The sequence below is a fragment of the Pantoea endophytica genome (genome assembly GCF_002858935.1).
Lineage (GTDB): Bacteria > Pseudomonadota > Gammaproteobacteria > Enterobacterales > Enterobacteriaceae > Pantoea > Pantoea leporis.
This window is the reverse complement of record NZ_PJRT01000009.1, coordinates 111,463-129,293: the sequence shown is the minus strand read 5'-3', so window position 1 is coordinate 129,293 and position 17,831 is coordinate 111,463. Positions and strand designations below refer to the sequence as shown.

The 17,831-nt window shown below is 54.0% G+C and carries 17 protein-coding genes; 13 read left to right on the top strand and 4 right to left on the bottom strand.

Annotation, left to right across the window (positions count from 1 at the left end; genetic code table 11):
- Positions 1 to 2 precede the first annotated feature (2 nt).
- The 11 genes from murD to secA all read left to right on the top strand — a co-directional run bounded on the left by murD (position 3) and on the right by secA (position 13,944).
- Positions 3 to 1,319, top strand: coding sequence for a UDP-N-acetylmuramoyl-L-alanine--D-glutamate ligase (gene murD / locus PZBJ_RS08530; protein ID WP_101762116.1), 1,317 nt, complete (start codon positions 3 to 5; stop codon positions 1,317 to 1,319).
- Positions 1,319 to 2,533 (top strand): cell division protein FtsW, encoded by a 1,215-nt coding sequence (gene ftsW / locus PZBJ_RS08525; protein WP_101762115.1) that lies wholly within the window; start codon positions 1,319 to 1,321, stop codon positions 2,531 to 2,533. The genes murD and ftsW overlap by 1 nt, the downstream gene beginning before the upstream one ends.
- Positions 2,530 to 3,588, top strand: coding sequence for an undecaprenyldiphospho-muramoylpentapeptide beta-N-acetylglucosaminyltransferase (gene murG, locus PZBJ_RS08520; RefSeq protein ID WP_101762114.1), 1,059 nt, complete (start codon positions 2,530 to 2,532; stop codon positions 3,586 to 3,588). Before ftsW ends, murG begins: the two co-directional genes overlap by 4 nt.
- Positions 3,589 to 3,659: 71 nt before the next feature.
- Positions 3,660 to 5,135: a UDP-N-acetylmuramate--L-alanine ligase gene (gene murC / locus PZBJ_RS08515; protein WP_101762113.1), complete on the top strand. Its 1,476-nt coding sequence runs from the start codon at positions 3,660 to 3,662 to the stop codon at positions 5,133 to 5,135.
- Positions 5,128 to 6,048: a D-alanine--D-alanine ligase gene (locus PZBJ_RS08510; protein ID WP_101762112.1), complete on the top strand. Its 921-nt coding sequence runs from the start codon at positions 5,128 to 5,130 to the stop codon at positions 6,046 to 6,048. Before murC ends, PZBJ_RS08510 begins: the two co-directional genes overlap by 8 nt.
- Position 6,049: 1 nt before the next feature.
- Positions 6,050 to 6,889: a cell division protein FtsQ gene (gene ftsQ, locus PZBJ_RS08505; protein WP_101762111.1), complete on the top strand. Its 840-nt coding sequence runs from the start codon at positions 6,050 to 6,052 to the stop codon at positions 6,887 to 6,889.
- Positions 6,886 to 8,142, top strand: a complete 1,257-nt coding sequence (gene ftsA / locus PZBJ_RS08500) for a cell division protein FtsA (protein WP_007888634.1) — start codon at positions 6,886 to 6,888, stop codon at positions 8,140 to 8,142. Before ftsQ ends, ftsA begins: the two co-directional genes overlap by 4 nt.
- Before the next feature lie 71 nt (positions 8,143 to 8,213).
- Positions 8,214 to 9,368 carry a cell division protein FtsZ gene (ftsZ, locus tag PZBJ_RS08495; protein ID WP_008108602.1) on the top strand — a complete coding sequence of 385 codons (1,155 nt, stop codon included), beginning with the start codon at positions 8,214 to 8,216 and terminating at the stop codon, positions 9,366 to 9,368.
- 101 nt (positions 9,369 to 9,469) lie between these two features.
- A complete protein-coding gene (gene lpxC / locus PZBJ_RS08490; RefSeq protein ID WP_097094933.1) occupies positions 9,470 to 10,387 on the top strand; it encodes a UDP-3-O-acyl-N-acetylglucosamine deacetylase in 918 nt (305 codons plus the stop codon).
- A gap of 274 nt (positions 10,388 to 10,661) precedes the next feature.
- Positions 10,662 to 11,162 carry a secA translation cis-regulator SecM gene (secM, locus tag PZBJ_RS08485; RefSeq protein ID WP_338064763.1) on the top strand — a complete coding sequence of 167 codons (501 nt, stop codon included), beginning with the start codon at positions 10,662 to 10,664 and terminating at the stop codon, positions 11,160 to 11,162.
- Between the two features lie 76 nt (positions 11,163 to 11,238).
- Complete coding sequence (secA, locus tag PZBJ_RS08480; RefSeq protein WP_101762109.1) at positions 11,239 to 13,944, top strand: preprotein translocase subunit SecA; 2,706 nt, start codon at positions 11,239 to 11,241, stop codon at positions 13,942 to 13,944.
- 40 nt (positions 13,945 to 13,984) lie between these two features.
- On the opposite strand, the gene PZBJ_RS08475 is transcribed toward secA, so the two are convergent.
- Positions 13,985 to 14,371: a winged helix-turn-helix domain-containing protein gene (locus PZBJ_RS08475; protein WP_101762108.1), complete on the bottom strand. Its 387-nt coding sequence runs from the start codon at positions 14,369 to 14,371 to the stop codon at positions 13,985 to 13,987.
- A 188-nt stretch (positions 14,372 to 14,559) separates the two neighbouring features.
- Between PZBJ_RS08475 and mutT the strand changes: the two genes are divergently transcribed.
- A complete protein-coding gene (gene mutT, locus PZBJ_RS08470; RefSeq protein ID WP_101762107.1) occupies positions 14,560 to 14,955 on the top strand; it encodes an 8-oxo-dGTP diphosphatase MutT in 396 nt (131 codons plus the stop codon).
- A gap of 27 nt (positions 14,956 to 14,982) precedes the next feature.
- Here the strand turns inward: mutT and yacG are convergent, their stop codons facing one another.
- The 3 genes from yacG to coaE are packed head-to-tail and all read right to left on the bottom strand — an operon-like array spanning position 14,983 to position 16,545.
- Positions 14,983 to 15,180, bottom strand: a complete 198-nt coding sequence (gene yacG / locus PZBJ_RS08465) for a DNA gyrase inhibitor YacG (RefSeq protein WP_061718119.1) — start codon at positions 15,178 to 15,180, stop codon at positions 14,983 to 14,985.
- Between the two features lie 8 nt (positions 15,181 to 15,188).
- Positions 15,189 to 15,932 (bottom strand): cell division protein ZapD, encoded by a 744-nt coding sequence (gene zapD, locus PZBJ_RS08460; protein WP_101762106.1) that lies wholly within the window; start codon positions 15,930 to 15,932, stop codon positions 15,189 to 15,191.
- 4 nt (positions 15,933 to 15,936) lie between these two features.
- Positions 15,937 to 16,545 carry a dephospho-CoA kinase gene (coaE, locus tag PZBJ_RS08455; protein ID WP_101762105.1) on the bottom strand — a complete coding sequence of 203 codons (609 nt, stop codon included), beginning with the start codon at positions 16,543 to 16,545 and terminating at the stop codon, positions 15,937 to 15,939.
- A 218-nt stretch (positions 16,546 to 16,763) separates the two neighbouring features.
- Between coaE and PZBJ_RS08450 the strand changes: the two genes are divergently transcribed.
- Positions 16,764 to 17,804: a GMP reductase gene (locus tag PZBJ_RS08450; protein WP_101762104.1), complete on the top strand. Its 1,041-nt coding sequence runs from the start codon at positions 16,764 to 16,766 to the stop codon at positions 17,802 to 17,804.
- The last annotated feature ends 27 nt before the right edge of the window (positions 17,805 to 17,831 follow it).

Below are 17,831 nucleotides of genomic sequence, written 5' to 3'. Positions count from 1 at the left end.
TCATGGCTGACTATCGGGGCAGAAAAGTCGTCATCATTGGATTAGGCATTACTGGCCTCTCCTGTGTTGATTTCTTCCTCGCGCAAGGCGTAACGCCACGCGTGATGGATACCCGTGTCTCGCCGCCGGGGCTGGACAAACTGCCAGCTTCGGTGGAGCGCTATGTTGGCGGTATAAATAGCGACTGGCTTCTGGCCTCCGATCTGATTATCGCCAGCCCCGGGATCGCGCTGGCGCATCCTGCATTAAGCGAAGCCGCCGATGCCGGAATTGAAATCATCGGCGATATTGAGCTGTTCTGCCGTGAAGCGCAGGCTCCGATTGTGGCAATCACCGGTTCGAACGGCAAAAGCACCGTGACGACGCTGGTAGGCGAAATGGCACGTGCTGCAGGTTGGCAGGTGGGCGTGGGCGGCAACATCGGTTTGCCGGCGCTGACGCTGTTGAAATCGCCAGCACAGCTTTATGTACTCGAACTCTCCAGCTTCCAGCTGGAAACCACCCACAGCCTGAAGGCGGCGGCGGCGACGATCCTCAATCTCACCGAGGATCATATGGATCGCTACCCGCTCGGCATGCAGCAGTATCGTGCCGCCAAGCTGCGCGTTTACGAAAACGCCAGCATCTGCATAGTGAATGCTGACGATGGCATGACCATGCCGGTGCGCGGTGTTGATCAGCGCTGCGTAAGCTTCGGTATCAACCTCGGCGATTATCATCTCAATCAGCAGCAGGGCAGCACCTGGCTGCGGGTAAAGGGCGAGAAAGTCCTGAACACCGATGAGATGACGCTGGTAGGTCAACACAATTACACCAACGCGCTGGCAGCGCTGGCATTAGCCGACGCGGTGAACATCCCGCGTGCTTCCAGCCTGAAAGCGTTAACCACCTTTACCGGCCTGGCGCACCGCTTCCAGCTGGTGCATGAAGCCCACGGTGTGCGCTGGATTAACGATTCCAAAGCCACCAATGTTGGCAGCACCGAAGCGGCGCTGAATGGCTTGCAGGTGAAAGGTACCTTGTGGCTGCTGCTGGGCGGCGACGGCAAGTCGGCTGATTTCAGCCCGCTGGCGCGCTATCTGCAGGGCGACAACGTGAAGCTGTTCTGTTTTGGTCGAGATGGTGATGCGTTAGCGGCATTGCGTCCGGAGATCGCCACGCGCACTGAAACCATGCAGCAGGCGATGACGCAGATTGCCGCCCAGGTTAAAGCCGGCGATATGGTGCTGTTATCACCGGCCTGCGCCAGCCTTGACCAGTTCCGTAATTTTGAACAGCGCGGCGATCAGTTCGCGCAACTGGCGAAGGAGTTGAGCTGATGCGCATTCCTGGAGCCGGTATCGCCAACTATCTGTCGTTGCGCCTGCGTGAGTGGGTGATGGGCGCGCGCGACAGTGATGATGCGCCGGTGGTGCTGTACGATCGCACGCTGCTGTGGCTGACCTTTGGGCTGGCGCTGATTGGTTTTGTGATGGTGACGTCGGCGTCGATGCCGGTTGGTCAACGTCTGAACGAAGATCCGTTCTACTTTGCCAAGCGTGATGCATTCTATATCGCTTTGGCGTTTGGTATGGCGCTGGTGACCTTGCGCATCCCGATGGATTTCTGGCAGCGCTACAGCAACGTGATGCTGATGGTTTCCGTGGTGATGCTGCTGATCGTCCTGGTCGTCGGTAGCTCGGTGAATGGTGCATCGCGCTGGATTGCCCTTGGCCCGCTGCGTATTCAGCCAGCCGAGCTTTCGAAGTTGACGCTGTTTTGCTATCTCGCCAGTTACCTGGTGCGCAAAGTCGAAGAGGTGCGTAACAACTTCTGGGGCTTCTGTAAGCCGATGGGCGTGATGGTGGTGCTGGCCGTGCTACTGCTGGCGCAGCCGGATCTCGGTACCGTCGTTGTGCTGTTTGTTACCACGCTGGCGATGCTGTTCCTCGCCGGGGCGAAAATGTGGCAGTTCCTGGCGATCATCGGCTCCGGCATTTTCGCCGTGGTGCTGCTGATCATTGCCGAACCGTACCGTATGCGCCGTGTGACCTCCTTCTGGAACCCGTGGGAAGATCCCTTCGGCAGCGGCTACCAGCTGACGCAATCGTTGATGGCGTTTGGGCGCGGTGAGTTCTGGGGGCAGGGCTTAGGCAACTCGGTGCAGAAACTGGAATATCTGCCGGAAGCACATACTGACTTCATCTTCTCCATCATCGGTGAAGAGTTGGGTTATGTCGGTGTGGTTTTAGCGCTGTTGATGGTATTCTTCGTCGCTTTTCGCGCGATGTCGATTGGTCGCCGTGCTCTGGAGATCGATCAGCGCTTCTCAGGCTTCCTCGCTTGCTCAATTGGCGTGTGGTTTAGCTTCCAGGCGCTGGTTAACGTGGGTGCAGCTGCTGGCATGCTGCCGACGAAAGGTCTGACGCTGCCGCTGATCAGTTACGGTGGTTCGAGTCTGATCATCATGTCGACCGCCATCGTGTTTTTATTACGCATAGATTATGAAACGCGTCTGGCAAAAGCGCAGGCGTTTACCCGAGGTGCACGATGAGTGGCAAACGGTTGATGGTCATGGCAGGCGGTACTGGCGGACATGTGTTCCCCGGTCTGGCCGTTGCCCATCACCTGATGGAACAAGGCTGGCAGGTGCGCTGGCTGGGAACCGCTGACCGAATGGAAGCGGATTTGGTGCCGAAACACGGCATTGAAATTGATTTTATCCGCATCAGCGGCTTACGCGGTAAAGGTGTAAAAGCGCAGTTGCTGGCACCGGTACGCATCTTCAATGCATGGCGCCAGGCGCGTCGCATCATGAAGAGCTGGCAGCCGGATGTGGTGCTGGGAATGGGTGGCTACGTTTCGGGCCCTGGCGGCTTAGCGGCGTGGAGCTGCGGTATTCCAGTGGTGCTGCATGAGCAGAACGGCATTGCCGGACTGACCAACAAGTGGCTGGCTAAGATCGCCACCAAAGTGATGCAGGCGTTTCCGGGGGCGTTTCCGAATGCTGAAGTGGTTGGCAATCCGGTGCGTACCGATGTGTTAGCGCTGCCGTTACCGGCAGAGCGTCTAAGTGCACGTTTCGGCCCGATTCGCGTGCTGGTGGTTGGCGGCAGCCAGGGCGCGCGCATCCTCAACCAGACCGTGCCGCAAGTGGCCGCAGCGTTGGGCGATGCCATTACGGTTTGGCATCAAACCGGTAAAGGCGGACTGGAAACCGTGCAGCAGGCTTACCGCGCAGCGGGCCAGCCGCAGCACAAAGTCACCGAATTTATCGATGACATGGCCGAAGCTTACGCCTGGGCCGATGTCGTAGTGTGCCGTTCGGGCGCATTGACGGTAAGTGAAGTGGCGGCCGCAGGTTTACCGGCAATCTTCGTACCGTTTCAGCACAAAGATCGTCAGCAGTACTGGAACGCGTTGCCGCTGGAAAAAGCGGGCGCAGCCAAAATTTTCGAGCAGCCGCAGTTCACCGCGGCTGTGGTAGCGGACACGCTGCGTCACTGGGATCGCACCACATTGTTGGCGATGGCAGAAAAAGCCCGTCAGGTCGCGATTCCCGATGCAACCGAGCGGGTTGCAAATGAAGTGGCGCGCGTCGCGAAGTAAATTAATCGGCCAGTTGATTTGGCCCGTACCTTTTAGCAGGTACAAACGGGAAAAACAGGTAATTGAAACAGATGAATACACAACAATTGGCAAAACTGCGTTCTATTGTGCCCGAGATGCGTCGCGTCCGGCACATTCACTTTGTCGGCATCGGTGGTGCTGGCATGGGCGGTATTGCCGAGGTGTTGGCGAACGAAGGCTATCACATCAGCGGTTCTGATTTGGCGCCGAACGCGGTGACACAGCATCTGGCTGCGCTGGGTGCGACGATTTATTTCAACCATCGTCCGGAAAACGTCACCGATGCCAGCGTTGTCGTGGTGTCGACGGCTGTAGCGCAGGATAATCCTGAACTGGTTGCCGCTCGTGAGCAGCGTATTCCCGTGATTCGTCGCGCTGAGATGTTGGCTGAACTGATGCGTTTCCGTCATGGCATTGCGGTTGCGGGCACGCACGGTAAAACCACCACCACCGCGATGGTGACCAGCATTTACGCGGAAGGCGGACTGGATCCCACCTTCGTTAACGGTGGCTTGGTTAAAGCCGCAGGCACGCATGCGCGCCTGGGCAGCAGCCGTTATCTGATTGCTGAAGCAGATGAAAGTGATGCGTCCTTCCTGCATCTGCAACCGATGGTGGCAATTGTCACCAACATCGAAGCGGATCACATGGACACGTATCAGGGCGATTTCGAGAACCTGAAGCAGACGTTCATTAATTTCCTGCACAACCTGCCATTCTACGGACGCGCGGTGATGTGCGTGGATGATGCAGTGATTCGTGACCTGATCCCGCGCGTAGGCCGCCAGGTAACCACCTACGGCTTCAGCGATGACGCAGATGTGCGTATCGAGAATTACGAGCAGCGTGGCGCACAAGGCCACTTCACCATTATTCGTCAGGATAAGCCGGTGCTGAAAGTAACGCTGAATGCGCCGGGCCGTCATAACGCGCTGAACGCGGCCGCCGCGGTAGCTGTTGCCAGCGAAGAGGGGATTGAAGATAACGCGATTCTGGCCGCGCTGGAGAGCTTCCAGGGCACCGGACGCCGCTTTGACGTGCTGGGCGAGTTCGATACCGCCGCCGTCAACGGTAATCCAGGCAGTGCGATGCTGGTCGACGATTACGGCCACCATCCCACCGAAGTGGATGTCACCATCAAAGCCGCACGTGCGGGCTGGCCTGACAAGAAGCTAGTGATGGTGTTCCAGCCACATCGCTACACGCGTACGCGTGACCTGTTTGATGATTTCGCTAATGTGCTGTCGCAGGTGGATGTGTTGCTGATGCTGGATGTCTATCCGGCGGGTGAAGCGGCGATTCCCGGCGCTGATAGCCGCTCGCTGTGCCGCGCGATTCGTAACCGTGGCAAAGTTGATCCGATTCTGGTCTCTGAGCATGACGCGCTGCCAGATGCGCTGGCACCGTTGCTGTCGGGCGACGATCTGGTGATCGTGCAGGGTGCAGGCAACATCGGCAAGATTGCCCGCAAGCTGGCCGAAAACGAATTACAGCCTGCCGTTAAGTCGGAGGCGCGCCATGACTGAGAAGGTTGCAGTATTGATGGGCGGCACCTCGGCCGAGCGTGATGTGTCGCTGATGTCCGGTGCGGCAGTGCTGGCCGGACTGCGTGAAATGGGCATTGGTGCGCATGCAGTCGATACGCGTGATGTGTCGGTGCTTGACCTGAAACAGCAAGGTTTCGCTAAAGCGTTTATTGCTTTGCACGGTCGTGGTGGTGAAGACGGCACGCTGCAAGCGGTGCTGGAGTTTCTGCAACTGCCCTATACCGGCAGCGGTGTGATGGCTTCCGCCATCACCATGGATAAGCTGCGCAGCAAATTGCTGTGGCAGGGCAGGGGATTACCCTCAGGCAAATTTGTTTGGCTGACGCGTCAGCAGCATGAACAAGGTTTAAACGCGGATACTACCAAAGCCATTGAGGCGCTGGGTTTACCGCTATTTGTCAAGCCAAGCTGCGAAGGTTCTAGCGTCGGTATCAGCCGCGTGAACCATGCGGATGCATTACCCGCAGCGCTTGAAGAAGCCTTTCGTCATGATGATGACGTGCTGATCGAAGCTTTTCTGAGCGGCGCGGAATACACCGTGGGCATCGTGGGTGAGCAAATTCTGCCTTCTATCAGAATTAAAACCGCCAGCGAGTTCTATGACTATGAAGCTAAATACATTTCTGACGATACTGAATACTTCTGCCCGAGCGGATTAAGCGCCGAGCAGGAAGCAGAATTGCAGACGTTGGTGTGGTCAGCCTGGCGCGCATTGGGTTGCAGCGGCTGGGGTCGCGTGGACGTGATGGCTGACGGTGAGGGCAACTTCCAGCTGCTGGAAGTGAATACTTCGCCCGGCATGACCAGCCACAGTTTAGTGCCGATGGCCGCGAAGCAAGCGGGATACAGCTTCCCGCAGCTGGTGGCGCGTATTCTGGAGCTGGCTGACTGATATGTCTCAGGCAGCGATACGAGTACGCAATCGCGAACCTCAGGAGCGGACACGCTCCGGGCGCAGCAACGGTGCGCGACTGTTTGGCATGGTGTTCCTGTTGATTGTGTTGGGCATTATGGTGGCGGGTGGCCTCGTGGTGCTGAAGTGGATGAATGACGCGTCACGCTTGCCGTTATCGAAGCTGGTGGTGACCGGGCAAACCCACTACACCACGCATGATGATATTCGTCAGGCCATTTTATCGCTTGGCGCGCCGGGAACCTTCATGTCGCAGAACGTGGATATCATCCAGCAGCAGATTGAGCGTTTACCCTGGATTAAGCAGGTCAGTGTGCGCAAGCAGTGGCCTGATGAGCTGAAGATAAATCTGGTGGAGTATGTTCCGGTTGCACGCTGGAATGACTCACATATGGTGGACGCCGCTGGCGTCTCCTTCAGCGTTCCGGCCAGTCACGTTGGCAAAGAAACGTTGCCGATGCTGTACGGTCCGGAAGGCAGTGAAAACGAGGTGTTAGCCGGCTATCACACCATGAGTGATGTATTAAAGGCTAACAAGTTTACCCTGAAGGTCGCGTCGATGACGGCGCGGCGCTCGTGGCAATTAGTGACCAGTGACGATGTGCGCATCGAACTAGGTCGTAGCGATACCATGAAGCGTCTGAACCGTTTTATTGAGCTTTATCCGGATTTGCAGCAGCAGGGCCAGAGTCAGAACCAGCGCATCACGTACGTTGATTTGCGCTACGATTCGGGCGCCGCAGTCGGTTGGGCCGCTGCACCGATAGAGCCACAGGACAGTAATCAGCAACAGAACCAGGCACAGGCTAAACCACAATGATCAAGGCAACGGACAGAAAACTGGTAGTAGGACTCGAAATTGGCACCGCGAAGGTGTCCGCCCTGGTTGGGGAAATTCTGCCCGATGGTATGGTCAATATTATTGGGGTGGGCAGTTGCCCGTCTCGCGGCATGGATAAAGGCGGCGTAAACGATCTGGAATCGGTGGTGAAATGCGTACAGCGCGCCATCGATCAGGCTGAATTGATGGCGGACTGCCAGATTTCCTCGGTCTACCTTGCTTTATCGGGCAAACATATCAGTTGCCAGAACGAAATCGGGATGGTTCCGATTTCGGAAGAGGAAGTGACTCAGGATGATGTAGAGAACGTGGTGCATACGGCGAAATCCGTTCGCGTACGCGATGAGCATCGTATTCTGCATGTTATCCCGCAGGAATATGCCATCGATTATCAGGAAGGCATTAAGAATCCAGTGGGACTTTCTGGCGTACGTATGCAGGCGAAAGTACATTTGATCACTTGCCACAACGATATGGCAAAAAATATTGTCAAAGCCGTTGAACGTTGCGGCCTGAAAGTTGACCAACTGATTTTTGCCGGGTTGGCATCCAGTTTCTCCGTACTGACGGAAGATGAACGTGAGCTGGGCGTCTGTGTTGTTGATATCGGTGGCGGTACAATGGATATCGCTGTCTATACTGGCGGTGCACTGCGTCACACCAAAGTGATCCCGTATGCCGGGAATGTGGTAACCAGCGATATCGCTTACGCTTTTGGTACACCGCCGACCGACGCAGAAGCAATTAAAGTGCGTCACGGTTGTGCATTGGGCTCGATTGTCGGCAAAGACGAAAATGTTGAAGTGCCGAGCGTAGGTGGACGTCCACCACGTAGCCTGCAGCGTCAAACGCTGGCTGAAGTCATCGAGCCGCGTTACACCGAACTGTTGAATCTGGTCAACGACGAGATTCTGCAATTACAGGAGCAGCTGCGCCAGCAAGGCGTGAAACATCATCTGGCGGCCGGTATCGTGCTGACCGGTGGTGCGGCGCAGATTGAAGGTTTGGCAGCCTGCGCACAGCGCGTGTTCCACACGCAAGTGCGCATCGGACAGCCGCTTAACATCACCGGCCTGACGGACTATGCGCAGGAGCCGTATTACTCTACGGCGGTTGGCCTGCTGCATTACGGCAAAGAGTCACACATGAACGGTGATGCAGAAACGGAAAAACGTGCTTCAGTGGGCAACTGGTTCAAGCGAATCAACAGCTGGCTGAAGAAAGAGTTTTAATTTTTGAAAAAGGAGATCATGCTGGCAATGTTTATGATCTCCAGGCGACAGGCACATAACGGAGAGAAATCATGTTTGAACCTATGGAATTAACCAATGACGCGGTGATTAAAGTCATCGGCGTCGGCGGTGGCGGTGGCAACGCCGTAGAGCACATGGTACGCGAGCGTATCGAAGGTGTGGAATTCTTCGCTGTGAACACCGACGCGCAAGCGTTGCGTAAGACAGCGGTCGGCCAGACGATCCAGATCGGGACCAATATCACCAAAGGTCTTGGTGCAGGTGCGAACCCAGAAGTGGGCCGTAACTCTGCAGAAGAGGATCGCGAAGCACTGCGTGCTGCGCTGGATGGTGCAGACATGGTGTTCATCGCAGCTGGCATGGGCGGCGGTACCGGTACTGGTGCAGCGCCAGTTGTGGCTGAAGTGGCAAAAGATTTGGGTATCCTGACCGTTGCGGTGGTAACTAAACCGTTCAACTTTGAAGGCAAAAAGCGTATGGCTTTTGCTGAGCAAGGTATCGCTGAACTGTCTAAGCATGTCGATTCACTGATTACTATTCCAAACGACAAGCTGCTGAAAGTTCTGGGTCGCGGTATTTCTCTGTTGGATGCGTTCGGCGCAGCCAACGACGTATTGAAAGGCGCTGTACAGGGTATCGCTGAACTGATTACCCGTCCTGGCCTGATGAACGTTGACTTTGCGGACGTGCGTACCGTGATGTCAGAAATGGGTTACGCCATGATGGGTTCAGGCGTGGCATGTGGTGAAGATCGTGCGGAAGAAGCGGCAGAAATGGCTATCTCTTCTCCGCTGTTGGAAGACATCGATCTGTCTGGCGCGCGCGGCGTGCTGGTCAACATTACTGCGGGCTTCGACCTGCGTCTTGATGAGTTTGAAACCGTGGGTAACACCATCCGCGCCTTCGCTTCTGACAACGCAACCGTGGTTATCGGTACTTCTCTGGATCCAGAGATGAACGACGAACTGCGTGTGACCGTAGTTGCAACCGGCATCGGCATGGATAAGCGTCCGGAAATCACGCTGGTGACCAACAAGCCGGCCACTCAGCCAGTGATGGATCATCGCTACCAGCAGCACGGCATGGCGCCGCTGCCGCAGGAGCAGAAGCCGGCTGCGAAAGTGGTGAATGACCAACCGGCGGCATCCAGCAAAGAACCCGATTACCTTGATATTCCAGCCTTCTTGCGTAAGCAAGCTGATTAAGAATATCCCGAGAATTGGGATTCTCCGCTCTTTGTGCTAAAGTATTCGCCCGCTGGTAATTTATACTGGCGGTCGGACAGGTAATATTGCGAGATAAAGCGATGATCAAACAAAGGACATTAAAACGTATTGTTCAGGCGACTGGTGTCGGTTTACATACCGGCAAGAAAGTCACACTGACGTTACGCCCTGCGTCGGCTAACACCGGGGTCATCTATCGTCGCACTGACTTGAATCCACCGGTAGATTTCCCGGCTGATGCAAAATATGTGCGCGACACCATGCTGAGTACTTGCCTGGTGAACGATGAAGGCGTGCGTATTTCAACCGTTGAACACCTGAACGCCGCATTGGCGGGCTTGGGCATCGACAACATTATTGTTGAAGTTGATGCACCGGAAATCCCGATCATGGATGGCAGTGCCGCGCCTTTTGTCTATTTGCTGATGGACGCTGGCATCGAAGAGCTAAGCAGCGCGAAGAAATTCGTACGCGTTAAGCAAACGGTGCGTGTGGAAGATGGCGATAAGTGGGCCGAGATCAAGCCGTATAACGGTTTCTCACTCGACTTTACTATCGACTTCAAACATCCAGCGATCGACTCAAGCTCGCAGCGTTACCAGCTCAACTTCTCGGCTGAGAACTTTGTTCGCCAAATCAGCCGTGCGCGCACCTTTGGCTTTATGCGTGAAATCGAATATCTGCAGTCTAAAGGCCTGTGCCTGGGCGGTAGTTTAGATTGTGCGATTGGCCTTGATGATTTCCGCGTATTAAACGAAGACGGTCTGCGCTTTGAAGACGAATTTGTTCGTCATAAAATGCTCGATGCGATCGGCGACCTGTTCATGTGCGGTCATAATGTAATTGGCGCGTTTACCGCCTTTAAATCGGGCCATGCGTTGAACAACAAGTTGCTGCAAGCGGTTCTGGCTAAACAGGAAGCCTGGGAATGGGCGACCTTCGAAGATGAAGCTGAACTGCCACTGGCATTCAAAGCACCAAATTTAGTTCTGGCGTAAGTCAGACATAAAACGGCAGGTTTCGCTGACACCCTCTCCGGTCAGTTGAACCTGCCGTTTTTTATTGCCTCATTTTTATTCATGCCAAGCCGATCTCAATTCGCTGTAGCAACTGGCGAAACCCTGTACAAAAAAACGTGAATTCCGCCGAAGCCCCTTTAATCACTGGTGTCGAAGCCCCACATAAGTGCTATCATCTGGCGCTCATATAAGCTGGGTAACGCAGATTTTTGCTACCGCTTTATTACTTTATTCAATGCATTGTGGACGGATTGTGATCGGGATTTTCTCACGCTGGCGACAATTAGGCAGACGCTATTTCTGGCCACATCTCCTGTTGGGGATGGTGGCGGCCAGTTTAGGTTTGCCTGCCTGTGCGCAAAGTTCTGAGCCGAAAGCAAATGATTCGCCCATCAGCAGCCTGTTTGTCGGCAATGTTGTCCATTTTGATCACCTGATTCGTCTGCAGGAAAGCGCGCGTCGACCGAATTTCAACGTCGATTACTGGCACCAGCATGCGATTCGCACCGTTATTCGCCACCTTTCCTTTAGTATGACGCCGCCCGCTCAGGCGGAAGCCGATCAAGCTGTGCCGCTGGCGGCACAAAAGCTGGCGTTGATAGGTTCGCTTCAGGCGTTGCTGACTTCTCCGGCGCAATCGCTGACTGTTGTTGAGCCGCAACAAAACCTGCGTCACAACGAACCACAAATCCTTTCCTCTGCTGATTGGCAAGCTGCTATTCATGGCATCCGCGCCGGGCCTTTCATTGCTTAACTGCTAACGTTTTTTCCACATCCTGAATCAGATTTTGCAGCCCGTGAAATCACGGCTGAATTGAGAAAAATTTATCATGTTAATCAAATTATTAACTAAAGTATTCGGCAGCAGCAATGATCGTACTCTGCGCCGTATGCGCAAAATCGTCGACGTCATCAATAAGATGGAGCCGGATTTCGTAAAGCTCTCTGACGATGAACTGAAAGCGAAAACTGACCTGTTCCGCGAGCGCCTGAAAAAAGGCGAAAGCCTTGAGAGCCTGATTCCTGAGGCCTTTGCCACCGTACGTGAAGCAAGTAAGCGCGTCTTCGGTATGCGTCACTTTGATGTGCAGCTGATTGGCGGCATGGTGCTCAACGAACGTTGCATCGCAGAGATGCGCACCGGTGAAGGTAAAACCCTGACCGCGACTCTGCCCGCTTACCTGAACGCGCTGAGCGGCAAAGGCGTGCACGTTGTTACCGTCAATGACTATCTGGCGCAGCGTGATGCCGAAAATAACCGTGCACTGTTTGAATTCCTTGGCCTGACCATCGGCATTAACCTGCCAAACATGCCAGCCGTGGCTAAGCGTGCAGCTTATGCCGCTGACATCACCTACGGCACCAACAACGAATACGGCTTCGACTACCTGCGCGACAACATGGCGTTCAGTCCGGAAGAGCGCGTGCAGCGTAAGCTGCATTACGCATTGGTGGATGAAGTCGACTCAATCCTGATCGATGAAGCACGTACGCCACTGATCATCTCTGGTCCGGCGGAAGACAGCTCTGAGCTGTATACCAAAGTTAACAAGATCATCCCGCATCTGGTGCGTCAGGAAAAAGAAGACTCTGAAACCTTCCAGGGCGAAGGCGATTTCTGGGTCGATGAAAAAGCGCGCCAGGCACACATGAGCGAGCGCGGCCTGGTAAAAGTTGAAGAGCTACTGGTTAGCCAAAACATCATGGTAGAGGGCGAGTCACTCTACTCCCCGACCAACATCATGCTGATGCATCACGTTACTGCGGCGCTGCGTGCTCATGCACTCTTCACCCGCGATGTTGATTACATCGTTAAAGATGGCGAAGTGGTCATCGTTGATGAACACACCGGCCGTACCATGCAAGGTCGCCGCTGGTCAGATGGTCTGCATCAGGCGGTTGAAGCGAAAGAAGGCGTGGAAATCCAGAATGAAAACCAGACGCTGGCTTCCATTACCTTCCAGAACTACTTCCGTATCTACGAGAAACTGGCCGGTATGACCGGTACCGCGGATACCGAAGCATTCGAATTCAGCTCCATCTATAAGCTCGATACTATCGTGGTACCAACCAACCGTCCGATGGTGCGTAAAGATATGGCCGATCTGGTCTACATGACCGAGAAAGAGAAGATTGACGCCATTATCGAAGACATCCGTGCCTGCACTGCTAAAGGGCAGCCGGTGTTAGTGGGTACAATTTCGATTGAGAAATCTGAAGTCGTTTCCAATGAACTGACGCGCGCGGGCATTAAACACAGCGTACTGAATGCCAAATTCCATGCCAGCGAAGCGGATATCGTTGCTCAGGCGGGTCAACCTGCAGCGGTTACTATCGCAACCAACATGGCCGGTCGTGGTACCGATATCGTGCTGGGCGGGAGCTGGCAGGCTGAACTCGCCGCAATGGACGAGCCAACCGAAGAGCAGATTCAGGCGATGAAAGAAGCGTGGAAACTGCGTCACGATGCGGTGCTGGCTGCAGGCGGTCTGCACATTATTGGTACTGAGCGTCACGAATCTCGCCGTATCGATAACCAGCTGCGTGGTCGTGCGGGTCGTCAGGGTGATGCCGGTTCTTCACGCTTCTACCTGTCGATGGAAGATGCATTAATGCGTATCTTCGCTTCAGATCGCGTATCGAACATGATGCGTAAACTGGGCATGAAGCCAGGCGAAGCAATCGAGCATCCATGGGTGACTAAAGCGATTGCCAACGCGCAGCGTAAAGTGGAAAGCCGCAACTTCGATATTCGTAAACAGCTGCTGGAATACGATGACGTTGCCAACGATCAGCGTCGCGCCATCTACAGCCAGCGTAACGAACTGCTGGATGTGTCTGATGTGTCTGAAACCATCAATAGCATCCGTGAAGATGTCTACAAAACTACCATTGATACCTACATTCCGCCGCAGTCACTGGAAGAGATGTGGGATGTTGCCGGCCTGGAAGAGCGTCTGCGTAACGACTTCGATCTCAACTTGCCTATTGCTGAGTGGTTGGATAAAGAGCCCGATCTTCACGAAGAGACGCTGCGCGAACGTATCATGACCCACGCCGCGGAAAGCTATGCTGCCAAAGAAGAAGTGGTTGGCGAAGAGATGATGCGCAACTTTGAGAAAGGCGTGATGCTGCAAACGCTGGATTCGTTGTGGAAAGAGCATCTGGCAGCGATGGATTACCTGCGTCAGGGCATCCACCTGCGCGGTTATGCCCAGAAAGATCCGAAGCAGGAATACAAGCGTGAATCCTTCTCTATGTTTGCGGCGATGCTTGAATCACTGAAGTACGAAGTGATTAGCACCCTGAGCAAAGTTCAGGTGCGCATGCCAGAAGAAGTGGAAGCGATGGAGCAGCAGCGTCGTGAAGAAGCGGAGCGTTTAGCGCAACAGCAGCAGCTGAGCCATGTTGATGATGCCACCGCAGCAGCCGAAGCGTTAGCCGCACAAGGCGGGGAGCGTAAAGTGGGCCGTAATGATCTCTGCCCATGTGGTTCCGGCAAAAAATACAAGCAGTGTCACGGCCGTCTGGCCTGATAAAAAAAGGAGCCTTCGGGCTCCTTTTTTTGCTGACGATTTAGCGTGTTATCGCCATGAGTTTCTCTTCGTTTAGGCGCACGCCATGATACGGCAGCGTGACCAGCAAACCATCCGGTAAGCCAGCTCGCTTCAACAGCGCCCGGCTTTGGAACAGTAGCTGATGGTAATTGTTATCGCTGATGCTCGGATAGCTCTCATTCCAAACGGTGGCAATAATCTGACGCTTCGAGGTAATCCGCAGCAACAGACAGGAGAAGAATCGTTTTTGCGCTTCATTCAACGAAATAACTTTGTGTTCAGGCCACCATGTTAAGGTGTTCTTTGCGCTGTCTAACGTCAGGATGTCATGAAATACCAGATGGCGTAGGGCATGTAATTGTTCCGGCGTAGTTTGCGCCAGAAACGTTGTTTCTTTGAATTCCATAGGTAGTCGGGTTTAACAGAAGAAAGTGCTGCGAGTATTCCCAACATTCCCGGTTGCGATCCTTACGACATGTCTTAATCACTGGCTTTTGTAGGGCGTGGGACGTCACTTTCCGCTCAAAGGTTAACATCACTCGATGTCTGATTTACACTCAGCGCTCATTTTATTAAAAAAGCGGAATCCAGCTTATGAAACACCTGCAGGTTGCGGTGGGCATCATTCGCAATACAGAACGTCAAATCTTCCTTGCCCAGCGTGCGGCAAGCTCCTATATGGCGAATAAGTGGGAGTTTCCCGGCGGAAAAATTGAACAAGATGAATCTGCCGAGCAGGCGCTCAAGCGTGAGCTGATGGAAGAAACCGGTATTGAAGTCACGTCGGCAAGCGCGATTGGTCAGGCCGATCACAGTTATGAAGATCTGCGCGTTACGCTGCATTTCTTCCTGGTTGAAGGCTGGAACGGCGAACCTTATGGTCGTGAAGGTCAGCCACAGCGTTGGGTCGAACAGCAGGATTTGGTCGCGGATGAATTTCCGCCTGCGAACCATGAATTGATCAGCCGATTAGTGGCTGGCGAGATTTAAGTGAAGGGGCGCTAAGCCCCTTACTTTTTACTGCTGTTCTTCGCTCCAGTCATCGCTGTCCATCTGGTCACCGCTGCTGGGAATACGTTTCTCTTCTGCTGCCCATTCACCTAAATCAATCAGCTGGCAACGTTTGCTGCAGAATGGCCGCCACGGGCTCAACTCATCCCAAATCACATCGCGACGACAATTGGGGCAAGGTACGGTAATTATCTCTTCCGGCATAACTTCCTCTAACAACAAGCTAATTCAAAATTCAGTCGGGCTGGTACTTCTCCGCGTTCGCTGTCTAATGGCAGGAAACGAATCGCATAACGGCTTTTGTGACCCGAGACCTGTGGGTACAGCGCGTCTTCCAGAGTTAATTGCAGGCGCAGTAAATCGGATCCTTCGGCGTTATCCTGATAAAAACCGTTGAGGCTGGTTTGATGACGAAATATGCCAGACTGGCGCACCAAATCGAGGATCATCGTCAAACTATTACGCAGCGGATTCAGTGATGCCAGCCAGCCATTCACCTGAACATCTCGCACCGCTTGCTCCTGATGCAGCCAGATGTGCAGGCTGGGTAGATCGAAACTGCAGCAGCCGCCGGGAATGCTCAAACGCTGACGTACCAGAGCAACCAGGCGATCTTCACGTAACTGTTGGCCCATGCGCGGTGCCGCCATGAGTTCGCTTGAGCATTGCTTCAGCTGCTGACGCAGATCATTCACGCGCAGTTCATCAATGCCTGGCACATCCAGCCAGGCGCGTAATTTTTGTTGCTGGCGCTCCAGTTCTTTTAACAATTCAGTGCGCATATCTCCGCGCTCAAAAATATCCAGTAAATCGCTAAGAATACGGAAAACGCCAAGTGCTGATACCGAACCGTTAACCGGCACCGTTTCATGCAGCTGATCAATCAGATATTCGACGCGCAGCCAGGTGCGCATCTTCTCATTCAAAGGGTGTTCAAACAGAACAATTGTGCTCATGATGTTAATCCTTTCCGGTTGCTGCCAGGCGTAGATAGCGCTGGTGAAGCTCAGCAACGCGCGGTAGCACCTGTTCAGGCGTACCACTGTTATCAATGATGTCATCCGCACAGGCCCGACGCTGTTCGCGACTAGCCTGTGCGGCAAGAATATTTTTCGCCTGACTTAGCGAAATACCATCTCGTTGTTGGGTGCGTTGCAACTGCGTGGCGGTATCCACATCCACGACCAACACGCGATCGGCCTGATGCTGTAAGCCGTTTTCGACCAACAGCGGCACCACCCAAAGCACATAAGGTGAGGTGGCCAATAATTTTAATTGTTGCGTGCGGGCGTTGATGAGTGGATGAAGCAACTGATTGAGCCAGTTTTTCTCTTGTGGCTGTTGGAAAATAATTTCACGAAGCCGCGCACGATAGAGCGTGCCTTCTGCCGTCAAAATGGTATCTCCATGACGCTGAGCAATCGCCTTTAGGGCAGGCGTTCCGGGCTCAACAACTTCTCTGGCAATGACGTCAGCGTCAATAATATCAACGCCTAGCGCTGCGAAAGCGTTGGCAATAGTGGTTTTACCACTGCCAATGCCGCCGGTGAGCGCAACGGTATAAGGCATAGCGTTCTCGCAAAATTTATATCGTGAGCGGCGATTAACCACAGCAAGATGAGAGCATGATCACAATCAATTTTCTCAGCTAAATTTAAGGGATTGTAGCCTAAATAAAGTGAAATTCGCAGTCTTGTCGCGGAACGAATGGCGCGTATGATAACGACACTGGAGCCGTGAGCGCTACCCGAACCGCGGTTCGTCGTCACTAACCAGGATAATCAGCTATGCGCATTGAAGAAGATTTAAAACTGGGCTTTAAAGATGTTTTGATCCGCCCAAAACGTTCCACTTTGAAAAGCCGTTCCGAGGTTGAGCTGGAACGCACCTTCACCTTTAAACACTCAGGCTTGAACTGGAGTGGCATACCGATTATTGCCGCCAACATGGATACCGTCGGTACTTTCACGATGGCTGAAGCCCTGGCGAGTTTTAACGTACTGACCGCAGTGCATAAACATTACAGCGTGCAAGAGTGGCAGGCATTTGTACAACGCGTGCCAGCGGCGGTGCTGAGTCATGTGATGGTCTCATCTGGTACATCAGAATCAGATTTCACGAAGTTATCCGCCATTCTGGCGTTATCATCGCAGCTCAACTTTATCTGCATCGACGTTGCTAACGGCTACTCTGAGCACTTCGTTCAGTTCCTGCTGCGCGTGCGTGAAAGCTTCCCAGGTAAAACCATCTGCGCAGGCAACGTGGTTACCGGTGAAATGGTGGAAGAGCTGATTTTGTCTGGCGCAGATATCGTTAAAGTGGGTATTGGCCCCGGCTCAGTGTGCACTACACGCGTGAAGACCGGCGTTGGTTATCCTCAGCTTTCTGCCGTTATCGAGTGCGCAGATGCGGCACACGGTTTAGGCGGACAGATCGTCAGCGACGGCGGCTGCTCGGTTCCAGGTGACATTGCCAAAGCTTTCGGGGGCGGTGCAGATTTCACCATGCTCGGCGGCATGCTTGCGGCACATGACGAGTGTGAAGGAACCATCGTCGAAGAACAGGGTGAGAAATTTATGCTGTTCTACGGCATGAGCTCCGAATCGGCGATGAAACGCCACGTTGGCGGTGTTGCGCAATACCGTGCGACGGAAGGCAAAACCGTGCGGTTGCCAGTGCGCGGCCCGGTTGAGGAGACGGTTAAAGATATCCTTGGCGGTTTACGCTCAGCCTGTACCTACGTCGGTGCAGAACGATTGAAAGAGTTGACGAAACGCACCACCTTTATCCGCGTCGCTGAACAAGAGAACCGTGTGTTCACTCGCTGATCTCAGACAACGGGCGCGCATCGAGCG